Here is a 20954-nt window from a genome sequence, read left to right on the forward strand (position 1 = left end):
CGCAAACCACCGACTCGATCAAGCCTGCCATGTCCGACATCCAGACCCCCGACCTGATCCTGCACAACGGCCGCATCACGACACTGGACCGCGCCAACCCCAGCGCCGGCGCCGTGGCCATCCGGGATGGCCGCTTCATCGGCGTAGGCCGCTCGGAAGACATCCTGCCGCTTGCCGGGCACCACACCCGCGTCATCGACCTCATGGGCCGGCCCGTGCTGCCCGGCCTCATCGACAACCACATCCACATCATCCGCGGCGGGCTCAACTTCAACCTCGAGCTGCGCTGGGACGGCGTGCGCAGCCTGGCCGATGCGATGGCGATGCTGAAGCGCCAAGTGGCGATCACACCGGCCCCCCAGTGGGTGCGCGTCGTCGGCGGCTTCACCGAGCACCAGTTCACGGAGAAACGCCTGCCCACCATCGAGGAGCTCAACGCGGTGGCGCCCGACACGCCGGTGTTCATCCTTCACCTCTACGACCGCGCGCTGCTCAACGCCGCCGCGCTGCGCGCCGTGGGCTACACCAAGGACACGCCGCAGCCGCCCGGCGGCGAGATCACGCGGGATGCCAACGGCAACCCCACCGGCCTGCTGCTGGCCAAGCCCAACGCGGCCATCCTCTACGCCACCCTTGCCAAGGGGCCGAAGCTGCCGATCGAGTACCAACTCAATTCCACCCGCCACTTCATGCGCGAGCTCAACCGCCTGGGCGTGACCGGCGCCATCGACGCCGGCGGCGGCTTCCAGAACTACCCCGAGGACTACCAGGTCATCCAGCAGCTCGCCGATGCGGGCCAGCTCACCATCCGCCTGGCCTACAACCTGTTCACGCGGAAGGGCAAGCAGGAGAAGCAGGACTTCCTGAACTGGACGGCGAGCTCGAAGTACAAGCAGGGCGACGACTACTTCCGCCACAACGGCGCGGGCGAAATGCTGGTCTTTTCGGCGGCCGACTTCGAGGACTTCCGCCAGCCGCGGCCCGACATGGCGCCCGAGATGGAGGGCGAGCTGGAAGAGGTGATTCGCATCCTGGCGCAGAACCGCTGGCCCTGGCGCATGCACGCCACCTACGACGAGACCATCACCCGCGCGCTCGATGTCTTCGAGAAGGTGAACCAGGACATTCCGCTCGCGGGCCTGAACTGGTTCTTCGACCATGCCGAGACCATCTCGGAGAAATCCATCGACCGCATCGCCGCGCTCGGCGGCGGGGTGGCGGTGCAGCACCGCATGGCTTACCAGGGCGAGTACTTCGTCGAGCGCTACGGTGCCGCGGCGGCCGAGGCCACCCCGCCGGTCAAGCGCATGCTGGAGGAGGGCGTGAAGGTCTCCGCCGGCACCGATGCGACCCGCGTCGCCTCCTACAACCCGTGGGTGTCGTTGTCCTGGCTGATCACCGGCAAGACCGTCGGCGGCCTGCAGATCACCCCGCAGCGCAACTTGCTCGACCGCGAGGCGGCGCTGCGGATGTGGACCGAGAAGGTGACCTGGTTCTCCAACGAAGAAGGCAAGAAGGGGCAGATCGCGGTGGGCCAGTTCGCCGACTTGGTCATACCGGACCGCGACTTCTTCGCGTGTGCCGAGTCGGAGATCGCCGACACGACGGCGCTGCTCACGATGGTGGGCGGCAAGGTGGTCTATGCCGCGGGCGCCTTCGAACCGCACGACGAGGGTGCGCCGCCGCTGGCCATGCCCGATTGGTCGCCGGTGCGCCGCTACGGCGGCTATGGCGGCTGGGGCGAGAAGGAAGGCACCTCCATGCAGTCGGCGCTGCGCCGCGCGGCCGTGGCCTGCAGTTGCGCGAACGGCTGCGGCATTCATGGCCACAGCCACGCGTCGGCCTGGGCCAGCAAAGTGCCGGCGTCCGACCTCAAGAGCTTCTGGGGCGCGCTCGGCTGCGCCTGCTGGGCGGTGTGACCATGCCTGAAACCCAGCCTGCTGCCAAAGCGGTCGCCCAGCCGGGCGCCTTCGCGCCGCTGCGCCAGCCGGTCTTCGCGGTGCTCTGGGCCGCCACGGTGCTCGGCAACATCGGCAGCTTCATGCGCGACGTCGCGAGCTCGTGGCTGGTGACGGACTTGTCGGCCAGCCCGACCGCGGTCGCGCTGATTCAGACGGCCGCCACCTTGCCCGTCTTCCTGCTGGCCATCCCGGCGGGGGTGCTCTCGGACATCCTCGACCGGCGCCGCTTCCTGATCTTCGTGCAACTGGTGCTAGCGGCCGTCAGTGGCACGCTGCTGGTGCTCTCGCACACGGGCGCGCTGACGGTGGAGTACCTCATCGCGCTGACCTTCGCCGGGGGCATCGGCGCGGCGCTGATGGGGCCGACCTGGCAGGCGATCGTGCCCGAGCTGGTGCCGCGCACGGAGCTCAAGGGCGCGGTGGCCTTGAACTCGCTGGGCATCAACATCGCGCGCTCGATCGGGCCGGCGGCGGGCGGCCTGATCCTTGCCGGCTTCGGCGCGGCGGCGACCTACGGCTTGGACGTGCTGAGCTACGTGTTCGTGATCGCGGCGCTGCTGTGGTGGAAGCGGCCAGCGGCCGCCGACAGCGCGCTTTCGGAGAACTTCCTCGGCGCCTTCCGCGCGGGACTGCGCTACACCCGCGCCAGCCGCGAGCTGCACGTGGTGCTGCTGCGCGCGGCGGTATTCTTCGTGTTCGCGAGCTCGGTGTGGGCGCTGCTGCCGCTGGTGGCGCGCCAGATGCTCGCCGGTGGCGCCGACTTCTACGGCGTGCTGCTGGGCGCGGTGGGCGCGGGTGCCATCGGCGGCGCATTGGTGATGCCGCGGCTGCGCGCCCGGCTCGACGCAGACGCCATGCTGCTGCTGGCCGCCTTGCTCACCGCCGCCGTGATGGGGAGCCTGGTCTTCTCGCCGCCGAAGTGGCTGGCCGTGGCGCTGCTGCTGCTGCTGGGGCTGGGCTGGATCGTGGCGTTGACGACGCTCAACGGCGTGGCGCAGTCCATCCTGCCCAACTGGGTCCGCGGCCGCGGGCTGGCGGTGTATCTCACCGTGTTCAATGGCGCGATGGCTGCGGGCAGCCTGGGCTGGGGCCTGGTGGCGCAAGCGGTCGGCGTGCCGGGCACGCTCGTCGCAGGCGCGCTGGGGCTGGTGGTGGCGGGCTTGCTGTTCCACCGCGTGAAGCTGCCCAAGGGCGAAGCCGACCTGCAGCCCTCCAACCACTGGCCCGAGCCGCTGTTGGCCGAACCCGTGCCGCACGACCGCGGGCCGGTGATGATCCAGGTCGAGTACCGCATCCGCAAGGACGACCGGCCGGCATTCCTCGAGGCCGTGAAGCGCCTGTCGCTGGAGCGCCGCCGCGACGGCGCCTATGCCTGGGGCATCCACGAGCACACCTCCGATCCCGAGCGGGTGATGGAGTGGTTCCTCGTCGAGTCGTGGGCGGAGCACCTGCGACAGCACCATCGGGTGTCGCAGGCCGACGCCGATCTGCAGAGCGAGGTGTTGCGCTTCCACATCGGGCCCGGCAAGCCCGAGGTGCATCATTTCCTGGCGCTGTGAACCGGGCGGGTCGCCAGGGCGCCCGCAAAGGCAGACGGGCTGCGGGGCGGTGAAGTAAAGGTTGGCGGCAGGGGTCGGACCCGAGGCGACAATACGGGCGCTCGCCCCTGACCAAAGCCCCACCCCCTCCCGCATGAACAACAAAGTCGCCGGCACGCTCCAGATGATGGCGGCCATGCTGATCTCCGGAACCATCGGCTGGTTCGTCGTCTACTCGGGGCAGCCGGTCACCGAGCTGCTGTTTTGGCGCTGCGTCTTCGGAGCGGCGACGCTGCTCGTGGTTTGTGCGTTCACGGGGTCGTTGCGCGGCAAGCTCACGCTCAGGCAGGTCGGCTGGGCCGCCCTCGGCGGCGTGGCCATCGTCCTCAACTGGCTTCTGATCTTCGCCTCCTTCTCGCGGGCCTCGATCTCCGTCGCCATCGCCGTCTACAACACGCAGCCCTTCATTCTGATCGGCCTCGGCGCCATCTTTTTTGCCGAGCGCATCACCGCCGCCAAGCTCGCGTGGCTTGGCATCGCGTTCGCGGGCGTGCTGCTCATCGTGCAGGCCAGGCCGTCCGCGGCGGCCTATGCCGGCCCGGACTCGGCCTACATTTCCGGCGTGTTGATGGCGCTCGGTGCGGCGTTCTTCTACGCCATCTCGGCGATCGTGACCAAGAAGCTCGACGACACGCCGCCGCACCTCATCGCGTTGATCCATGTCCTGGTCGGCACCCTCATGATCGCGCCCTTTGCGGACCTGAGGCATCTTCCCTCCGACTACCGCGTCTGGGGCGACTACGTGGTGATGGGCGCGGTGTACACCGGCCTGGTGTTCGCGCTCCTGTACGGCGCGATCCAGAAGCTGCCGACGCACTCGGTGGGCGCGCTGTCCTTCCTCTACCCGATCGTCGCCATGGTGGTGGACTTCGTCGCCTTCGACCACCGGCTCAAGCCGCTGCAACTCGTCGGCTCGGCGGCCATCGTGATTGCCGCTGCCGGAATGACGCTCGGGTGGTCCTTGAATCGGACCAAGGCCTTCCCGCAAGCCTGAGAGGACCGCTTTTCGCCAGTCCTCTTGGGGCTGCCTGCCAGGGCCCTCCCTTCGGAGCCAGTACACTCCGCCCGCCCCGGCATCGGCCGGGGCCGCTGCTGGCAACGCGGCGTGTCTCAATCCAAGGAATCCTGAATGAACCGAATCGAACTGGTCGAGAAGATCGCCACCGCCCACACGCTGAGCAAGGCCGAAGCCGCGCGCGTCCTCGAAACAGTCACCAACGCCATCGTCAACGCCGTGAAGAAGGACGACCCCGTCCAGATCGTCGGCTTCGGCACTTTCAAGCAGGTCGCCCGCGCCGCGCGCTCCGGCTTCAACCCCCAGGCAGGCACGAAGATCAAGATCGCCGCGACCAAGGTGCCGAAGTTCGTGCCGGGCGCCGCCTTCAAGGCCGCCATCGACCCGAAGGCCGCCAAGCGCAAGGCCGAGAAGGCTGCGGCCAAGCCTGCCGCGAAGAAGGCTGCTGCGCCGAAGAAGGCCGCTGCCAAGAAGAAGTAAGCCACGGCGATGGCCGGTCCTGCGCAGGGCCGGCGATGCTGAAAAGAAGCCGCCCCTGGGCGGCTTTTTCTTGGCGCCCCTCGCAGGGCGGGTCGGCTATGCTCGCGCGAGACGACACAACTCCCGGAGGTTGCCGATGACACAGACTCCGCTCGCCACCTGGCATGAACTCGTGCGCACCCGCAATGCCAAGGGCCTGGACGCGCTCTTCGCGAACGAGGTCGTCTTCCACTCCCCGGTCGTGCACACGCCACAATCCGGGAAGGCCGTGACGCTGCAGTACCTGTCCGCCGCCTTCCACGTCTTCTTCAACCCGTCCTTCCGCTACGTGCGCGAGCTCGTCGGCGAGCGCGACGCGGTGCTGGAGTTCCAGGTCGAGATCGAGGGCATCGCCGTCAACGGCGTCGACATGATCCGGTGGGACGACCAGGGGCGGATCGTCGATTTCAAGGTCATGATCCGTCCGCTGAAGGCCATCAACCTGATTCACCAGAAGATGGCGGCGATGCTGCAGGCGAACCAGTAGCCTGCCCGATCAGAGCAGGCGCGAGATCTCCTGCGCCGCCTCCACCAGCGCCGGCAGCATCGTTTCCTGCATCACCTTCGCGCTGGTCCGGTTGGCCTGCCCGCTGATGTTGAGCGCCGCCACCATGCGCCCGCCCCGGTCCACGATGGGCGCGGCGATCGAGATCAGGCCCTCTTCCAGCTCCTGGTTCACCAGGCACCAGCGCTGCCGCCGCGCCTGCAGCACCTTGGCGACGAGCGTGTCGATGTCGGTCAGCGTGTGGCGCGTGAGGGGCTCGACGTTCGAAGTCTCGAGGCGCGCGCGCAGCGCCTCGTCGTCCAGGTCGGCCAGCAGCAGCCGGCCCATCGACGTGCACCAGGCCGGCAGGCGCGAGCCCACGCCCAGGCTGATGCGCATGATCTTGTGGGTGGAAACGCGCATCACGTAGACGATGTCGGTGTCGTCGAGCACCGCGGCCGAGCAGGACTCCTGCACCTGCTGCACGAGCGCCTCCATCACCGGCTCGGCGCGGTTCCAGATCGGCATCGACGACAGGTAGGCAAAGCCCAGGTCGAGGATGCGCGGGGTCAGCGCGAACAGCTTGCCGTCGAAGTCCACATAGCCCAGCGTCTGCAGCGTGAGCAGGATGCGCCGCGCGCCCGCCCGCGTCAGCCCGGTTGCGGCCGCGACCTCGCTGAGCGTCTGGCGCGGCGCTCGCTCGCTGAAGGAGCGGATGACCTGCAGCCCGCGCGCGAAGGACTGGACGTAGCTGTCGCCGGGCGTGGGGGCGGCGGGTTTGTTCAGGGTTGCCATGAGGAGCGATTTTCTCTAGAATTCATTATACGAACACATGTTCAAGATACGAACAAACCAGAACATTGTGCTCCACGCCTGAAGCCGAGGCCTTCGGCTTTTCCCTTACTCCGGAGACAGATTCCATGATCAACAAGATCGCCCGCTCGATCGCCGATGCCATGGCCGGCATCCCCGACGGCGCCACGGTCCTCATCGGCGGCTTTGGCACCGCCGGCATTCCCAACGAGCTCATCGACGGCCTGATCGAGCAGGGCGCCAAGGAGCTCACCGTCGTCAACAACAACGCCGGCAACGGCGACACCGGCCTGGCTGCGCTGCTGAAGGCCGGGCGGGTGCGCAAGATCATCTGCAGCTTCCCGCGCCAGGCCGACAGCTATGTGTTCGACGAGCTCTACCGTTCCGGCAAGCTGGAGCTCGAGCTGGTGCCGCAGGGCAACCTGGCCGAGCGCATCCGCGCCGCCGGCGCGGGCGTCGGCGCCTTCTTCTGCCCCACGGGCTACGGCACGCAGCTGGCCGGCGAGCGCGAGACGCGCATCATCGACGGCAAGCAATACGTGCTGGAGTACCCGATCCGCGGCGACGTCGCGCTGATCAAGGCCGAGCAGGGCGACCGCTGGGGCAACCTCACCTACCGCAAGGCGGCGCGCAACTTCGGCCCGGTGATGGCCATGGCGTCCGACCGCACCATCGCCACCGTGCACGAGATCGTCGAACTGGGCCAGATGGACCCCGAGACGGTCGTCACCCCGGGCATCTTCGTCAGCAACATCGTCAAGATCGACCGCGTGGCCACGCAAGCCGGCGGCTTCAAGAAGGCAGCATGACCATGAGCAACTATCAACGCCGCACCAAGGACCAGCTCGCCGCGCGCGTGGCGCAGGACATCTTCGACGGCGCCGTCGTCAACCTCGGCATCGGCCAGCCCACGCTGGTCGCCAACCACCTGCCGGCCGGCCGCGAAGTCATCCTGCACAGCGAGAACGGCATCCTCGGCATGGGCGCGGCACCTGCCGCGGGGCAGGAAGACTACGACCTCATCAACGCCGGCAAGCAGCCCGTCACGCTGCTGCCGGGTGGCGCCTACTTCCACCATGCCGACAGCTTCGCCATGATGCGCGGCGGCCACCTCGACATCTGCGTGCTGGGCGCCTTCCAGGTGTCGGCCACCGGCGACCTGGCCAACTGGAGCACGGGCGAGGAGGGGGCCATCCCCGCCGTCGGCGGCGCGATGGACCTGGCCATCGGTGCGAAGCAGACCTGGGTGATGATGGACTTGCTCACCAAGAAGGGCGAGAGCAAGATCGTCGCGCAGTGCACCTACCCGCTGACCGGCATCGGCTGCGTGAAGCGCGTGTACTCCGACCTCGCCACGATCGAGTGCACGCCGGCGGGCCTGAAGCTGATCGACAAGGTCGAGGGCCTCGAGCATGCGGAGCTCGAGAAGCTGGTCGGGCTGCCGATCGCTGCCTGAGACGGAAACATCCCTGAGAGACACACACCATGACCACCCAAGCCTTCATCTGCGACGCCGTTCGCACCCCCTTCGGCCGCTACGGCGGTTCCCTCTCCGGCGTGCGCGCCGATGACCTGGGCGCCGTGCCGATCAAGGCGCTGATGGAGCGCAACAAGAACGTCGACTGGCAGGCCGTGGCCGACGTGCTCTACGGCTGTGCCAACCAGGCCGGCGAGGACAACCGCAACGTGGCGCGCATGTCGGCGCTGCTGGCGGGGCTGCCGCTCGAAGTCGGCGGCGGCACCATCAACCGCCTGTGCGGCTCGGGCCTCGACGCGCTCGGCAGCGCGGCGCGCGCCATCAAGGCCGGCGAGGCGGGCCTGATGATCGCGGGCGGCGTGGAGAGCATGAGCCGCGCCCCCTTCGTGATGCCCAAGGCCGAGAGCGCCTTCAGCCGCAACAACGCGGTGTACGACACCACCATCGGCTGGCGCTTCGTCAACAAGCTGATGAAGGCGCAGTACGGCGTCGACTCCATGCCCGAGACGGCAGAGAACGTCGCCACCGACCACAAGATCGAGCGTGAGGCGCAGGACCGCATGGCGCTGGCCTCGCAGCAGCGCGCCGTGGCGGCGCAGAAGTCGGGCTTCTTCGATGCCGAGATCGTGCCGGTCAGCGTGCCGCAGAAGAAGGGCGATGCGATCGTCGTCGACAAGGACGAGCATCCGCGCGACACCAGCCTGGAGGCCCTGGCCAAGCTCAAGGGCGTGGTGCGCCCCGACGGCACGGTGACGGCCGGCAACGCCAGCGGCGTGAACGACGGCGCCTGCGCGCTGCTGCTGGCCGACGAGGCGAGCGCGGCGAAGCACGGCCTGACGCCGCGCGCCCGCGTGGTCGGCATGGCCACCGCCGGCGTGCCGCCGCGCGTGATGGGCATCGGCCCGGCGCCGGCCACCGAGAAGGTGCTGAAGCTCACCGGCCTGAAGCTCGACCAGATCGACGTGATCGAGCTCAACGAGGCCTTCGCTGCGCAGGGCCTCGCGGTGCTGCGGCTTCTGGGCCTGAAGGACGACGATGCGCGCGTCAACATCAACGGCGGCGCGATCGCGCTGGGCCATCCGCTGGGCGCCAGCGGCGCGCGGCTGGCGACCACCGCGGTCAACCAGCTGCACAAGGGCGGCGGCCGCTATGCGCTGTGCACCATGTGCATCGGCGTGGGGCAAGGCATCGCGGTGATCCTCGAACGCGTCTGACCGGGCCCGCCCGGCGCGTGCCGCTGCCGGAGCGGCCGGTAGCGGCAGGGGCTGCTGCGCGCAGCTCAAGAATTTTCAATAACGGAGACTCTTCATGTCCTTCAGATCCCTCATGTCGCGCCGCGGCCTGACGGCACTCGCGCTGGCCCTGGCCGCGGGCGGCCTGCTGCCCGCCACCGCGAGCGCCCAGCAGTTCCCAACCAAGCCGGTGCGCATCATCACGCCCTTCCCGGTGGGCGGCGGACCCGACGGCGTCGCGCGCCTGGTGGCCGACAAGCTCTCGCGCGCCTGGGGCCAGCCGGTGGTGGTCGAGAACCGCCCGGGCGGCAACGGCTTCATTGCCATCGATGCCTGGAAGCGCGGCGCCAAGGACGGGCACGACCTGCTGGTGCTCGACAACGTGCACCTCGCGGCCTATCCGGCGCTGTTCAAGAAGCTGCCCTACGACCCGGCCAAGGACTTCGACGCGCTGCTGCCGCTGTTCAAGGCCTACTTCTTCTTCACCGTGCCCACCAACAGCAAGTACAAGACGGTGGGCGACCTGATCGCCGATGCCAAGGCCAATCCGGGCAAGCTCAACTACGGCTCCTGGTCGGTGGGCAACCCGGTGCACCTGGGCTCGGAGCTGTTCGAGTCGGCCACCGGCACGCAGATGGAGCACGTGATCTACAAGGAGACGACGCAGCTCTACACCTCGGTGTCCACCGGCGAGCTCGCCTTCGCGCTGGGCACGAGCGCCACCGCCGGCCCGCTGTACCGCGCCGGCAAGCTGAAGTTCCTGGCGGCGGCGGCGCCTCAGCGCGTATCTGCTTTCCCGGACGTGCCGACGGTGGCCGAATCCGGCGGGCCCAAGGGCTTCGAGGTGACAGGCTGGAATGCGATCGCGGTGCCGCAGGGCCTGCCCCCGGCAGTGACCGACAAGATCAAGCGCGACATCGAGAAGGGGCTGGCCGAAGCCGACGTGCAGGAGAAGTTCAAGAGCTTCGGCTACGAGCCCTTCCCGACCACGCGCGACCAGTTCAGCCAGTTCGTGAAGAGCGAGACGCAGCGCTTCGGCGATGTGATCAGGAAGGCGAACGTCTCGCTGGATTGATCGCGCCCTGATCCGCGGCCTGCCACACCAGCGTGGCGGCTGCGAGATCCTCGAGCGCGCTGCCGACGGCCTTGAAGACGGTGCGCTCCGTGGCGCTCGCTCGGCCGCCGCGCACGCCTTTGCACAGGTCGGCGAGCGTGGCCCGCACCGCATCGCGCGCCAACGTGCCGGTGGCGATCGCATCGAGCAGATCGCCGGCCTTCTGCAGCGCCTCCTCGGTATCGACGAAGGTCTGAGCTCCGGCAAAGCAGGCCGGGTCCGCCTCGCGCATCTGCGGCGTGAAACTGCCGATCAGGTCCAGGTGTGACCCCGGCGCGAGCCACTCGCCCTTGACCAGCGGCGAGGTGGCGAGCGTCGCGCAGCTCACGATGTCGGCGCTGCGCACGGCGGCCTCCAGGTCGGTCGCGGCACGCGCGTTCCAGCCTTCGCCGCGCCACTGCGCCGCCAGGGCCTCCGCACCTTCGGGGCGGTGATTCCAGATCCACACCTCGTCGATCGCACGCGCGCCCGCATGCGCGGCCGGCAGCAGCCGTGCGACGCGGCCGGTGCCCAGCACGAGCAGGCGCCGTGCATCCCTTCGCGCAAGAAAGGACGCCCCGAGCGCCGAGGCCGCCGCCGTCCGGTGCGCCGTGATCTCGTTGCCGTCCATCATCGCCAGCGGCACGCCGGTGTGCGCGTCGTAGAGCATGTAGGTCGCGTGCAGCCCCGGCAGCCCGCGTGTGCCGTTGCCGGGAAAGATGTTGATGGTCTTGATGCCGAGAAAGCCCGCCTCGCTCCAGGCCGGCATGATCAGCACCGTGCCGCGGTCGCTGCCCGCCTCGACCGCGTGCACGTGGCGCGGCGGGACCGTGGCTTCGCCCGCGAAGGCTGCGCGCAGGGCGGGGATCAGGCGGGCGAAATCCAGGGCGGATCGGGTGGCGTCGGCGTCGAAATGCTGCATGGCAGGCCTCAAGGGGGTGACAACTGGCTCCATTGGAGCCCGTACTTGGCCAGGTACTTGCGCAGGCGGTCGGCGTCATTGACCACCGAGCGCTGCGCGCGCGAGGCCTGGAACAGCTGGCGGCCGGCGTCCGAGAGCGTGCGCGCGCCGCGGCAAACGCGCAGCACCGCCTCGAGCTGCAGGCGGTCGAAGAGATCCAGCTCGGCCTCGCGTTCGGGGCTGAGCAGGCTGCCGAGCTCGACCGCCTCAGGCCCGCCGGCGGGCGTGCCGCGCTTCCAGAGCCAGCGCAGCCGCGCGATCTCGGCATCGACCAGCGCGGTCGTGATGCGCCCGCCGTCGGCCAGCGTCGCCAGCCGCGTCACGCTGGCCGAGAGGTCGCGGAAATTGCCGCTCCAGTGCGCCTCGGGGTTGCGCGCGAAGCGCAGGTAGGCGGCGCGCGCCTCGGCGTTGAAGCGCGCGACGCGGTGGTTCTCGGCCGCGTGCAGGGCCAGCAGGTGGTCGATGTTGGGCTCGATGTCCTCGGGGCGCTGCGCGAGGCCGGGCAGGTCGTAGGTCCAGAGGTTGATGCGCGCGAAGAGGTCTTCGCGAAAGCGCCCCTCGGCCACGTCGCTGCGCAGGTCGCGGTTGGTGCCGGCGATGAGCTGGAAGTCGCTCGCCACCTCCTTGTCGGCGCCCACCGGGAAGAAGCGCTTCTCTTCGATGGCCTTGAGCAGCATGGCCTGCTCGTCGAGGCCGAGTTCACCGATCTCGTCGAGGAACAGCACGCCTTGGTGAGCGGTGCGCAGCAGGCCTGCGCGGTCGCCCGCGGCGCCGGTGAACGCGCCCTTCTTGTGGCCGAAGAGCGTGGAGGCCGCGCCGTCGCCGCGCAGCGTGGCGCAGTTCACCTCGACGAAGGGGCCCGTGGTCTGGTGGCGCGACTGCTTGAGCTCGAACATGCGCCGCGCCAGGAAGGACTTGCCCGCGCCCGTGGGGCCGGCGAGCAGGATCGGCGCGCGCGAGCGCACGGCCACGCGCTCGATCTCGTCGATGAGCGCGTTGAAGCGCGCATTGCGCGTGGCGATGCCGCTCTTCAGGAAGGCGACAGCATCGCGCTGCTCGGCGTCGAATCGGCGCGCCATCGCGTCGTAGCGCGAGAGGTCGAGGTCGATCAGCACGTACTTGCCGGGGTCGCCCTCGCGCTGCCGTTTGGGCGGCGAGGTCTGGACCAGCACGCCGGGGATCACGCGCGATTCCGCCAGCAGGAACATGCAGATCTGCGCGACATGGGTGCCGGTGGTGATGTGCGCCCAGTACTGCTCGCGCTCGGTGTCGAAGGGGTAGGCGCGGGCCCAGTCGTACAAGCCGGTGTAGACCTCGCCGAAATCCCACGGGTCCTCGAGTTCGAGCGGGACGAGCCGGACCGTGGTCTCGGACGAGACGGTGGCGATGTCGGCCTGGACCCGCTCGGCCAGTGCCTGGTGCCGCGGTGTGTAGAGCAGCTCCAGGCGCGCGACTGCCATGTCCTCGTGCTGCGCGAGCGACACGGTGGGGCGCCACTTCTCCCAACGGCCCGCGGCCTGGCCGGCGTCGAGCTGTGTGCCGAGGAAGCCGATGACGACGATGGATTTCATCTGGATAAATAGTTAGCTAATATTCTAGTGAACGAGGGCCCATGCGCAGAGGACTTCGGTGCCGGCCAGGCAAAAAGACCTTGGCCATCAAGGACTTGATCCGGTCTGAGGTCCGTCGTGCCGACTTGGCACACTCTTCGCAAACAGGACGGCAAGCGCCGTTGTGGCGCGAGTCGGGGAGGGTGCAATCGGCACCCTCCCGAACGCAGGAAAAGTCATGCAAGAAAAGAACTACGAAGTGCATCCCGTCGAGAACGGCGTGCCGGTGAAGATGTGGACCCGCGGCGTGCCGGTCGAGGACGAGGCACAGCGACAGCTCGAGAACGCCGCGCGCCTGCCCATCGTGTTCAAGCACATCGCGGCCATGCCCGACGTGCACTACGGCATCGGCGCGACCGTGGGCTCGGTGATCCCGACCTTCAAGGCCATCATCCCGGCCGCGGTGGGCGTGGACATCGGCTGCGGAATGATGGCGTGCAAGACAACGCTGCACGCCAACGACCTGCCCGACAACCTGGGCCCGCTGCGCTCCGCGATCGAGAAGGCCGTGCCGCACGGCAGCAACCCCAAGCGCATGGGCCGCGACAAGGGTTCGTGGGAGACCCCACCCGACGAGACCGATGCCGCCTGGGCCCATCTGGTCGACGAGTTCGAGGCCATCTGCGGGGACTACCCGCGCCTGAAGAACACCAACAACCACAAGCACCTGGGTACGCTGGGCACGGGCAACCATTTCATCGAGGTCTGCCTGGACGAAGCGGGTTCGGTGTGGTTCATGCTGCATTCGGGTTCGCGCGGCGTGGGCAATGCCATCGGCACCCACTTCATCGAGCTCGCGAAGAAGGACGCCGAACAGCACCAGCGCAACCTGCCCGACCAGGATCTCGCGTACTTCGAGGAAGGGGCCAGGTACTTCGGCGACTACGTGCGCGCCGTGGGCTGGGCCCAGAAGTTCGCGCGCGCCAACCGCGAGGTGATGATGCAGCGCGTGGTCGCGGCCGCGCGCAAGGTGATCGGCAAGGCCTTCGAGGCGCACGTGGAAGCGGTGAACTGCCACCACAACTACGTGCAGCGCGAGACGCACTTCGGCCAGGAGGTGCTCGTGACCCGCAAGGGCGCGGTGAGCGCGAAGGCCGGCGAGCTGGGGATCATTCCCGGCAGCATGGGCGCCAAGAGCTACATCGTGCGCGGCAAGGGCAACCCGGAGAGCTTCATGAGCTGCAGCCACGGCGCCGGCCGCAAGATGAGCCGCACCAAGGCGAAGAAGCTCTACACCGTGGCCGACCAGATCGCCGCGACCCAGGGCGTGGAATGCCGCAAGGACGCCGACGTGATCGATGAGATCCCGATGGCCTACAAGGACATCGACGCGGTGATGGAGGCGCAGAAGGACCTGGTGGAGGTGGTGTACACGCTCAAGCAGGTGGTGTGTGTGAAAGGATAGGACGAGGGCAGGGGCCTGCGCCCGGCAGGACGATCATGAAAAGCAACAAGCAGCGGCGCGCCGAGATCAAGGAGAGGCGCCTCGACCGTGCCGGGAAGCTGGCGGCGCAGCTGCGCGGGCAGGATGTGCGGCATCTCGCCGCCGGTGCGCGGCCTGCCGGCATGGAGCTGGGCGACCAGGAGGTGCTCGCACGCCACAACAACACCTACGGGCTCTTGCCCGCCTTCTATGTCGACCTGGCCTTCACCTGCCGCGACTGCGGCATCGAGGAGGTCTGGACGGCCAAGCAGCAGAAGTGGTGGTACGAGGTGGCCCACGGCCATATCGACAGCACGGCGGTGCGCTGCCGTGCCTGCCGTCGTGCGCTTCGCGAACAGCGGGAACGTGCCGCGGCCTATGCTGCCGCCAAGGCGCTGGGCAGGCAGGCGACCTGATCTGCATTCGAACGACAAGAAGATGAAGACAGAAGAAAAGATGATCGAACTCGACGGCTCGCAAGGCGAAGGCGGCGGCCAGATTCTGCGCACCGGTCTCGCGCTGGCCATGGCGACCGGCCAGGTCCTGGCCATCGACAACATCCGTGCACGCCGGCCCAAGCCGGGCCTGATGCGCCAGCACCTGGCCTGCGTGAACGCGGCGGCAGAGGTCAGCGGCGCACGGGTCGAAGGCGCGGAGCTGGGCTCGCAGTCCTTGCGCTTCGTGCCCGGCCCGGTGCGCGCAGGCGACTACCGCTTCGCCGTGGCCAGCGCGGGCAGCTGCATGCTGGTGCTGCAGACCGTGCTGCCCGCGCTGCTGCTGGCCGATGGACCGAGCCGCATCGCGCTAGCCGGCGGCACGCACAACCCCATGGCGCCGCCCTTCCACTTCCTGGAGCGCGCCTATGCGCCGCTGGTGCGCCGCATGGGAGCCGATCTGCAGCTGACGCTGCATCGCTGCGGCTTCTACCCGGCCGGCGGCGGCGCGGTGGACGCGATGCTCGTGCCCGCGGCCGGCGGGCTGAAGCCCTTCGACCTGGGCGCACGCGGCGCGCTGCAGCACGCGCATGCCGAGTGCCTCGCGCCCGGCCTGCCGCGGCATGTCGCGGCGCGCGAACTCGACGCGCTCGGCAGCGCGATGGGCTGGTCCGGCGAGCAACTGCGCAGCGGCGGCACGCGGCAGAACGAGGGGCCGGGCAATGCGCTGATGGCGACGCTGGCCTACGAGCATGTCACGGAGGTCTTCACGAGCTTCGGCGAGAAGGCGCTGTCCGCCGAGCAGGTGGCGCACCGGCTCGTGAAAGAAGTGCGCGCCTTCCAGAAGAGCGAGGCGGCGACCGGGCCGCACCTGGCGGACCAGCTGGCGCTGCTGCTGGCCCTGGCGACGTGGCAGAACGGGCAGGCCGCCGCGTTCAGCTGCAGCGAGCTGACGGAACACACGCGCACCAACTGCGCGGTGATCGAGCGCTTCCTGCCGGTGCGCTTCGCGATCGGGCAAGGCGCCCGCGCGACGACGGTGCAGGTGGCGCCGGTCTGAACGCTGCGCCGGCGGCTCCGCGTTCGCGCAGACCCCGCCGCCGAGGGGCTCCGGAGCGGGCATCGCGACGCCGCTTCCTGCTACGCTCGGTGGCCCGCTCCTGGCGGCGGGCTCGTCCTTTCCGCATCCCATGGCTCTTCCCATCATCAGCGACTGGCATTTCTATGCGGTCGCGGTTCCTGCCGTGCTCATGCTCGGCGTCAGCAAGAGCGGCTTCGGCGCCGGCTTCGGCTCGCTGGCGGTGCCCATGCTGGCGCTGGCGGTCACCGTGCCGCAAGCGGCGGCGATCCTGATGCCGGTGTTGCTCCTGATGGACCTGCTGGGCCTCGCCGCCTTCCGCCGCGACTTCGATCGATCGCTGCTGTATTTCCTGATTCCCTTCGGCTTGGTGGGCACGGTGGTCGGCACAGTGCTGTTCCGGGCGCTGCCCGCGCACACGGTGGCGGGCATCGTCGGCGTCTTCACGCTGCTGTTCCTGGCGCAGCGGCTGCTTTTCCCGCCTCGGGCGGACGCGCCGCCGCCTTCTAAAACCACCGGTGCCGTTTTGACGACCATCGGCGGCTTCACCAGCTTCATCGCGCATGCGGGCGGCCCGCCGGTCAATGCCTATGTGATCCCGCTGCGCCTCACGCCGGTGGCCTACACCGCGACGCTCGCCTATTTCTTCTTCGTGGTGAACCTGAGCAAGTGGCTTCCCTACGCCTGGCTCGGCCTGCTCGACTGGCGCAACATGGCGACCTCGCTGGTGCTGCTGCCGATCGCGCCGCTGGGCGTTTGGGTCGGTATCCGCATCGCGCGCCGCATCGATGCAGTCTGGTTCTACCGCTTCGTGTACCTCGGCATGCTCCTGACCGGACTCAAGCTCAGCTGGGACGGATTCATGCCATGACAAGTGGGCGCCACAGCTTTTGACATAGGCCTAATTCGCCGTGTAATGCAAAGATCTACGATTGCCGCGTCCTCGTCGCGTGTGCAAAATTTCACGCATGTCCGAATCGATGACGACGCCCGCCAAGCTCGAGGATTCCGAGCTGCAAAGCTTGGCTGCCGAGTGGCGCATCCGCGCCATGCAGGGCGACCAGCTGGCGCATCGCATGGCGCAGGCCCTCGAGGCCGAGCAGCGCCGCCGCATTCGCGACACCGGCCTGCAGCCGCTGCCTCCGGCGCGTTCCTCCGCTTCCGCGCCCTGGTGGAAATTCTGGTGAGGCCGTCGCACGAATTCACCTGACGGCGATGGACTCTGCGATCGCGCTCGCCCTGGCGAGTCTTTTCCTGACGACCTGCCTTCCAATCTGCTCGCCCCGGCTTGCCGCCGGGCGCGCATTCCGGTCAGTGGTAGATCTTCTGCAGCAGCCGGATCAGCGTCTCGCGCTCGCGCGCCGTGAGCTTGGCGCTGGCCTCTGCTTCCAGCTCGACCACGGTTCGCTCGGCCTCGTGTACCAGCGATTCGCCGGCCGGCGTCAGGTACAGGCCGATGGCGCGGCCGTCGTAGGGATGGGGGCGCCGTTCGATCAGGCCGCGGCTGTCCATCGCGGAGATCAGGCTGACCAGGTTGGGCGGCAGGATGTCCAGGGTGGCGCAGAGCTGGCGCGAGGTTGCGCCGGGGTTGTGCGCTAGCAGCGAGAGCACGGAAAAGTCCACCTGCTTGAGCCCGTAGACCGCCATGCGCTCCGCGAACACCGTGCTCACCGCCAGCCAGGCGCGCCGGGCGTTGTAGCCCACCAGGGCTTCGAGGACGCGGGTGTCGAGCCGGTCGGGACGCGACGGCGGGACGGAGACGGAGGGGACGGCGGCTTTCTTGCGCGGGGCTGGCATGGCTCCGAGGGTAACTGCGTTTGCGCGGCCGGCGTAGGGGCGTGCCCCCTACGCTGCGGCGCCGGGCGACATGACAGCCTCGCAGGCGCGCTTGACCATGCCCAGCCGCATCTCGAACTCCGGCAGCACGAAGCGGCGAAAGGCCGCCGCAGGCGCCGTCCAGCGCGAGGTCTCCGGCGCGGCGTTGCCGATGCGCGCCCAGGCCCAGGCCAGCAGGGCGATCGCCACCACCCTCAGGTAGTCGTCGGCCACCTCGTGTGCGAGCGCGGGATCGCGCTGCGCCGCCAGGGCGATCGTGGTGCCGAGGTAACGCAGCTGCGCGAAGCGGCGCTGCACCTCGGCGTCGAACTCGCGGGAGGCATCGAGCTCGTCGCGCAGCTCGATCAGCAGGCTCGCCATGCCGGCGCCGCCGTCGGGCAGCAGCTTGCGCACGACCAGGTCGATGGCCTGGATTTCGTTGGTGCCCTCGTAGATCATGGTCACACGGGCGTCGCGCAGCACCTGCTCGATGCCCCATTCGCGCACGTAGCCGTGGCCGCCGAAGACCTGCAGGCAGGCGCTGGCGCCATCGAAGGCCTGCTGCGTGCAGGCGGCCTTCAGCACCGGCGTGACGAGCGCGCACGCCCGCTCGGCGCGCTCGCGGCGCGCGGGGTCGGCATCGTGGCGCGCGATGTCCAGCTGCAGCGCGGTGCGGTAGGCCAGCAGGCGGGCGCCGTCGATCCAGGCGCGCTGGGTCTCGAGGATGCGCCGCACCGCCGGGTGCTCGGAGATCAGGTCGGCGGCCTCGGCGCCGCGGCTGGCCGGCACCGGGCCGGGTGCGCGCATCTGGCGGCGTTCGCGGGCGTAGGCGTCGGCCTTCTGCCAGGCCGCGTCCAGCAGGCCGATGCCCTGCAGCGCCACATGCAGGCGCGCCGCATTCATCATCACGAACATCGCGGCCAAGCCGCGGTTCGCCTCGCCGACCAGCCAGCCGATGGCACCGTCGAAGCGCATCGCGCAGGTGGGGCTGCCGTGCAAACCCATCTTTTCCTCGATGCGCTCGCAGTGCACCGCGTTGTGAGCGCCGTCCGGCAGCAGCTTGGGCACGAGGAGCAGCGACAGGCCCTTGGGCCCGGCCGGCGCGTCGGGCAGCCGGCACAGCACCAGGTGCACGATGTTGGGCGTCAGGTCGTGTTCGCCGCCGGAGATGAAGATCTTGCCGCCGCTGACCCGGAAGCTGCCATCCGGCTGCGGCAGGGCACGCGTGCGAACCTGGCCCAGGTCGCTGCCGGCATGGGCTTCAGTCAGGCACATGGTGGCCAGCCACTCGCCGCTCGCGATCTTCGGCAGGTAGCCAGCCTTGAGCGCCTCGCTGCCGTGGTGCTTGATGCATTCATAAGCGCCATGCAGCAGGCCGGGCGCCATCGTGAGGCCGTGGTTGGCGGCGCTGAGCCATTCGAAGAGGATGGCCTCGAGGACGGCCGGCAGGCCCTGCCCCCCGTCTTCCGGCGCCGCGGAGAGCGCGAGCCAGCCGCCTTCGACCAGGCCCGCGTAGGCCTCGCGGAAGCCGGGCGGCGTGTGCACCTCGCCGTTGGCGAAGCGGCAGCCCGTCTCGTCGCCCGTGCGGTTCAGCGGGGCGATCACCTCGGCCACGAACTTGCCGGCCTCGTCCAGCACCTGGGCCTGCAAGGCATCGTCGAATTCGGCGAAGGGGCCGAGCGCGCGCAGGCGCGGCGTGGCGCCGAGCACGGTGTCGAGCAGGAAGCGCTGATCGTCGGGACGGGGCTGGTAGTTCATCGGCAGGCGAAGCTGGAAGCGGCCTCGGGATCGCCGCCGGTGTAGGTCGCGACACGCGGGTAGGGGCACAGCGGGCGGGTGCGGCGCGGCGACCAGTCGGCCGGTACCTCGGCATTGACCACGGCGGCGCCCGGGCCGCGCGCGCTGGCGGTGACGGACTGTGGCGCCCGGCCCTGCTCGACCCAGTCCACCAGGGCGCTCAGCATGTCGAACTGGTCGGTGGCGGGGCCGCCCGCGCAATGGTTCATGCCCGGCACCGGGAAGTAGCGCGCGAACGAAGGGGCATCGCCGCCGTGGGTGGCCTGCAGGCGCTCGTACCAGGCGGCCGTGTCGTCGGAGGAGAACACCGGGTCGCTGGTGCCGTGGTAGACGATCATCTTCGCGCCGCGCTGGCGCAGCGGGTCCAGCTTCGTCGCCTCCGGGGGAGCCATGAAGGCCATCGCCGACTCGCGGTAGACGCCGCTGGCGGCCTCGATCAGGGGCGCATCGCGGTCCATGTCGAAGCCCAGCGCGAAGGACAGGCCGGCCGGCCGCTCGGCCAGCGGCGGCGTGCTGAAGATGAAGGCCACCGCACCCGCGTCGCGTGTCGGCGGGCTCGCGAATTTCCATTCGCGCCAGTTGGCGCCCGAGATGCCGGCGTCGAAGGGAAAGCTGCTGTAGATCGGCTTGCCGCCGCTGTTGCGCGCACCGGCGAAGACGTTGGCCAGCGCGCTCTTCTGCGCCGGGGCGAGGCAGCTGCCGTCGCGCGCGCCGGTGCAGGTGGGCACGTCGGTGTCGATGCGAAAGCGGGCCTGGCAGGCCTTCACGTCGGAGACGATGCCATCGGCCAGCCCGTCGAGCGCATCGCAGCGCGCGAGCACGCGGCGGGCCACCAGCTGCAGCTCCGCGGGCGTGAAGGCGCTCTGCAGATCGGGCTGGCCGGCGCTCGTCGAAGCGCTCGCCACCTTGGCGTACTGCTGTGCGCCGTAGAGCTGCGCCACCGCCGCCTTCGGCAACTGGAAGCCGGGATTGCCGGCGAGGACGCCGTCGTACTGCGGCGCCGAGCGGGCGGCCGCCACCATCGCATGCCGGCCGCCGTTGGAGCAGCCGCCGATGTAGGAGCGGTCCGGGCCGCGGCCGTAGGCCTGCGCGATCAGGTTCTTGGCCGTGGGCGTGAGCTGGGCGACGGCGTTGTAGCCGTAGTCCTGCCGCGCCTGCGGATCGAGGCCGAAGCGCGGGCCCATCGAGCCCGCGTGGCCGGCGTCGGAGCTGATGACGGCGAAGCCCATCTGCAAGGCGGTGCTCGCGGGTCCGCCGCCGCCGATGCCGCCCATGGCCGGCACCACCGCGCCGTCCAGCCCGCCATTGGCCTGGTAGAAGAAGCGGCCGTTCCAGGCGCGCGGCAGGCGCATCTCGAAGCCGATGGCATAGCGCTGGCCGTCCACCGCGCTCACGCGCTCGTTCATGCGGCCCTGCACCAGGCAATGCGCCGGCGCGGGCACGCTGGAGGTTCCGATGGTGACGGGGCCGGCGGCGACTTCCACCGCGCTGGTGTAGACCGTGTCCGGCCGGGCGGCCTTGGCGGCGAGCTCGGTGCAGGACAGCAAGGGGCCCGGCTGTGCCGCCGACAACTGCGGTATACGCGCGCCGGGGCCGGAGGAGGTGCAGGCCACCAGCGCCGCGGCCAAGCCCAGCATGCCCAGG

20 protein-coding genes are annotated in these 20954 nt (G+C 69.4%); 14 read left to right on the forward strand and 6 right to left on the reverse strand.

Translation table 11 applies throughout. The annotated features are described in order from the left end of the window. The first annotated feature begins 29 nt into the window (after window positions 1-29). The 5 genes from GXN78_RS18905 to GXN78_RS18925 all read left to right on the forward strand — a co-directional run bounded on the left by GXN78_RS18905 (window position 30) and on the right by GXN78_RS18925 (window position 5580). Entirely contained in the window at window positions 30-1919 is a 1890-nt protein-coding gene (locus GXN78_RS18905; protein WP_239142832.1) for an amidohydrolase, read from the forward strand. Between the two features lie 2 nt (window positions 1920-1921). Next, complete coding sequence (locus GXN78_RS18910) at window positions 1922-3520, forward strand: MFS transporter (RefSeq protein WP_106557522.1); 1599 nt, start codon at window positions 1922-1924, stop codon at window positions 3518-3520. 133 nt (window positions 3521-3653) lie between these two features. After that, window positions 3654-4553 (forward strand): DMT family transporter, encoded by a 900-nt coding sequence (locus GXN78_RS18915; protein ID WP_106557521.1) that lies wholly within the window; start codon window positions 3654-3656, stop codon window positions 4551-4553. A gap of 135 nt (window positions 4554-4688) precedes the next feature. Continuing rightward, the gene (locus GXN78_RS18920) at window positions 4689-5054 is read left to right on the forward strand and encodes an HU family DNA-binding protein (RefSeq protein WP_106557520.1); all 366 of its coding nucleotides are present in this window, start codon (window positions 4689-4691) and stop codon (window positions 5052-5054) included. 136 nt (window positions 5055-5190) lie between these two features. After that, window positions 5191-5580 (forward strand): nuclear transport factor 2 family protein, encoded by a 390-nt coding sequence (locus GXN78_RS18925; RefSeq protein WP_106557519.1) that lies wholly within the window; start codon window positions 5191-5193, stop codon window positions 5578-5580. 9 nt (window positions 5581-5589) lie between these two features. On the opposite strand, the gene GXN78_RS18930 is transcribed toward GXN78_RS18925, so the two are convergent. Beyond that, window positions 5590-6372 (reverse strand): IclR family transcriptional regulator, encoded by a 783-nt coding sequence (locus tag GXN78_RS18930; protein ID WP_106557518.1) that lies wholly within the window; start codon window positions 6370-6372, stop codon window positions 5590-5592. A gap of 125 nt (window positions 6373-6497) precedes the next feature. Between GXN78_RS18930 and GXN78_RS18935 the strand changes: the two genes are divergently transcribed. The 4 genes from GXN78_RS18935 to GXN78_RS18950 all read left to right on the forward strand — a co-directional run bounded on the left by GXN78_RS18935 (window position 6498) and on the right by GXN78_RS18950 (window position 10174). Next, a complete protein-coding gene (locus GXN78_RS18935) occupies window positions 6498-7199 on the forward strand; it encodes a 3-oxoacid CoA-transferase subunit A (RefSeq protein ID WP_106557517.1) in 702 nt (233 codons plus the stop codon). Between the two features lie 2 nt (window positions 7200-7201). Continuing rightward, a complete protein-coding gene (locus GXN78_RS18940; protein WP_181360569.1) occupies window positions 7202-7846 on the forward strand; it encodes a 3-oxoacid CoA-transferase subunit B in 645 nt (214 codons plus the stop codon). A 29-nt stretch (window positions 7847-7875) separates the two neighbouring features. Next, window positions 7876-9081 carry a 3-oxoadipyl-CoA thiolase gene (pcaF, locus tag GXN78_RS18945; RefSeq protein ID WP_106557515.1) on the forward strand — a complete coding sequence of 402 codons (1206 nt, stop codon included), beginning with the start codon at window positions 7876-7878 and terminating at the stop codon, window positions 9079-9081. Window positions 9082-9175: 94 nt separating this feature from the next. Further along, window positions 9176-10174 (forward strand): tripartite tricarboxylate transporter substrate binding protein, encoded by a 999-nt coding sequence (locus tag GXN78_RS18950; protein WP_106557514.1) that lies wholly within the window; start codon window positions 9176-9178, stop codon window positions 10172-10174. Here the strand turns inward: GXN78_RS18950 and GXN78_RS18955 are convergent. Both GXN78_RS18955 and rtcR read right to left on the reverse strand, forming a co-directional pair. Beyond that, the gene (locus tag GXN78_RS18955; RefSeq protein WP_106557513.1) at window positions 10146-11114 is read right to left on the reverse strand and encodes an ornithine cyclodeaminase family protein; all 969 of its coding nucleotides are present in this window, start codon (window positions 11112-11114) and stop codon (window positions 10146-10148) included. The genes GXN78_RS18950 and GXN78_RS18955 overlap by 29 nt on opposite strands. An 8-nt stretch (window positions 11115-11122) precedes the next feature. Beyond that, the gene (rtcR, locus tag GXN78_RS18960) at window positions 11123-12724 is read right to left on the reverse strand and encodes an RNA repair transcriptional activator RtcR (RefSeq protein ID WP_106557512.1); all 1602 of its coding nucleotides are present in this window, start codon (window positions 12722-12724) and stop codon (window positions 11123-11125) included. A gap of 217 nt (window positions 12725-12941) precedes the next feature. Between rtcR and GXN78_RS18965 the strand changes: the two genes are divergently transcribed. The 5 genes from GXN78_RS18965 (at window position 12942) to GXN78_RS18985 (ending at window position 16885) form a co-directional block, all read left to right on the forward strand. Then, window positions 12942-14168, forward strand: a complete 1227-nt coding sequence (locus tag GXN78_RS18965) for an RtcB family protein (protein ID WP_106557511.1) — start codon at window positions 12942-12944, stop codon at window positions 14166-14168. Between the two features lie 35 nt (window positions 14169-14203). After that, a complete protein-coding gene (locus tag GXN78_RS18970) occupies window positions 14204-14602 on the forward strand; it encodes a zinc-ribbon domain containing protein (RefSeq protein ID WP_106557510.1) in 399 nt (132 codons plus the stop codon). A gap of 40 nt (window positions 14603-14642) precedes the next feature. After that, window positions 14643-15680 (forward strand): RNA 3'-terminal phosphate cyclase, encoded by a 1038-nt coding sequence (gene rtcA, locus GXN78_RS18975; protein WP_106557547.1) that lies wholly within the window; start codon window positions 14643-14645, stop codon window positions 15678-15680. A gap of 130 nt (window positions 15681-15810) precedes the next feature. Then, on the forward strand, window positions 15811-16569 hold the full coding sequence (locus GXN78_RS18980; protein WP_106557509.1) for a sulfite exporter TauE/SafE family protein: 759 nt from the start codon (window positions 15811-15813) through the stop codon (window positions 16567-16569). A 97-nt stretch (window positions 16570-16666) separates the two neighbouring features. Then, complete coding sequence (locus GXN78_RS18985) at window positions 16667-16885, forward strand: hypothetical protein (RefSeq protein ID WP_106557508.1); 219 nt, start codon at window positions 16667-16669, stop codon at window positions 16883-16885. 124 nt (window positions 16886-17009) lie between these two features. Here the strand turns inward: GXN78_RS18985 and GXN78_RS18990 are convergent, their stop codons facing one another. The 3 genes from GXN78_RS18990 to GXN78_RS19000 are packed head-to-tail and all read right to left on the reverse strand — an operon-like array spanning window position 17010 to window position 20947. Next, entirely contained in the window at window positions 17010-17495 is a 486-nt protein-coding gene (locus tag GXN78_RS18990) for a MarR family winged helix-turn-helix transcriptional regulator (RefSeq protein WP_106557507.1), read from the reverse strand. Window positions 17496-17543: 48 nt separating this feature from the next. Beyond that, window positions 17544-19271: an acyl-CoA dehydrogenase family protein gene (locus GXN78_RS18995; protein WP_106557506.1), complete on the reverse strand. Its 1728-nt coding sequence runs from the start codon at window positions 19269-19271 to the stop codon at window positions 17544-17546. After that, window positions 19268-20947 (reverse strand): tannase/feruloyl esterase family alpha/beta hydrolase, encoded by a 1680-nt coding sequence (locus GXN78_RS19000; protein WP_106557546.1) that lies wholly within the window; start codon window positions 20945-20947, stop codon window positions 19268-19270. The genes GXN78_RS18995 and GXN78_RS19000 overlap by 4 nt, the downstream gene beginning before the upstream one ends. Window positions 20948-20954 lie beyond the last annotated feature (7 nt).

The organism is Variovorax sp. WS11, assembly GCF_010499245.1.
GTDB lineage: Bacteria > Pseudomonadota > Gammaproteobacteria > Burkholderiales > Burkholderiaceae_C > Variovorax.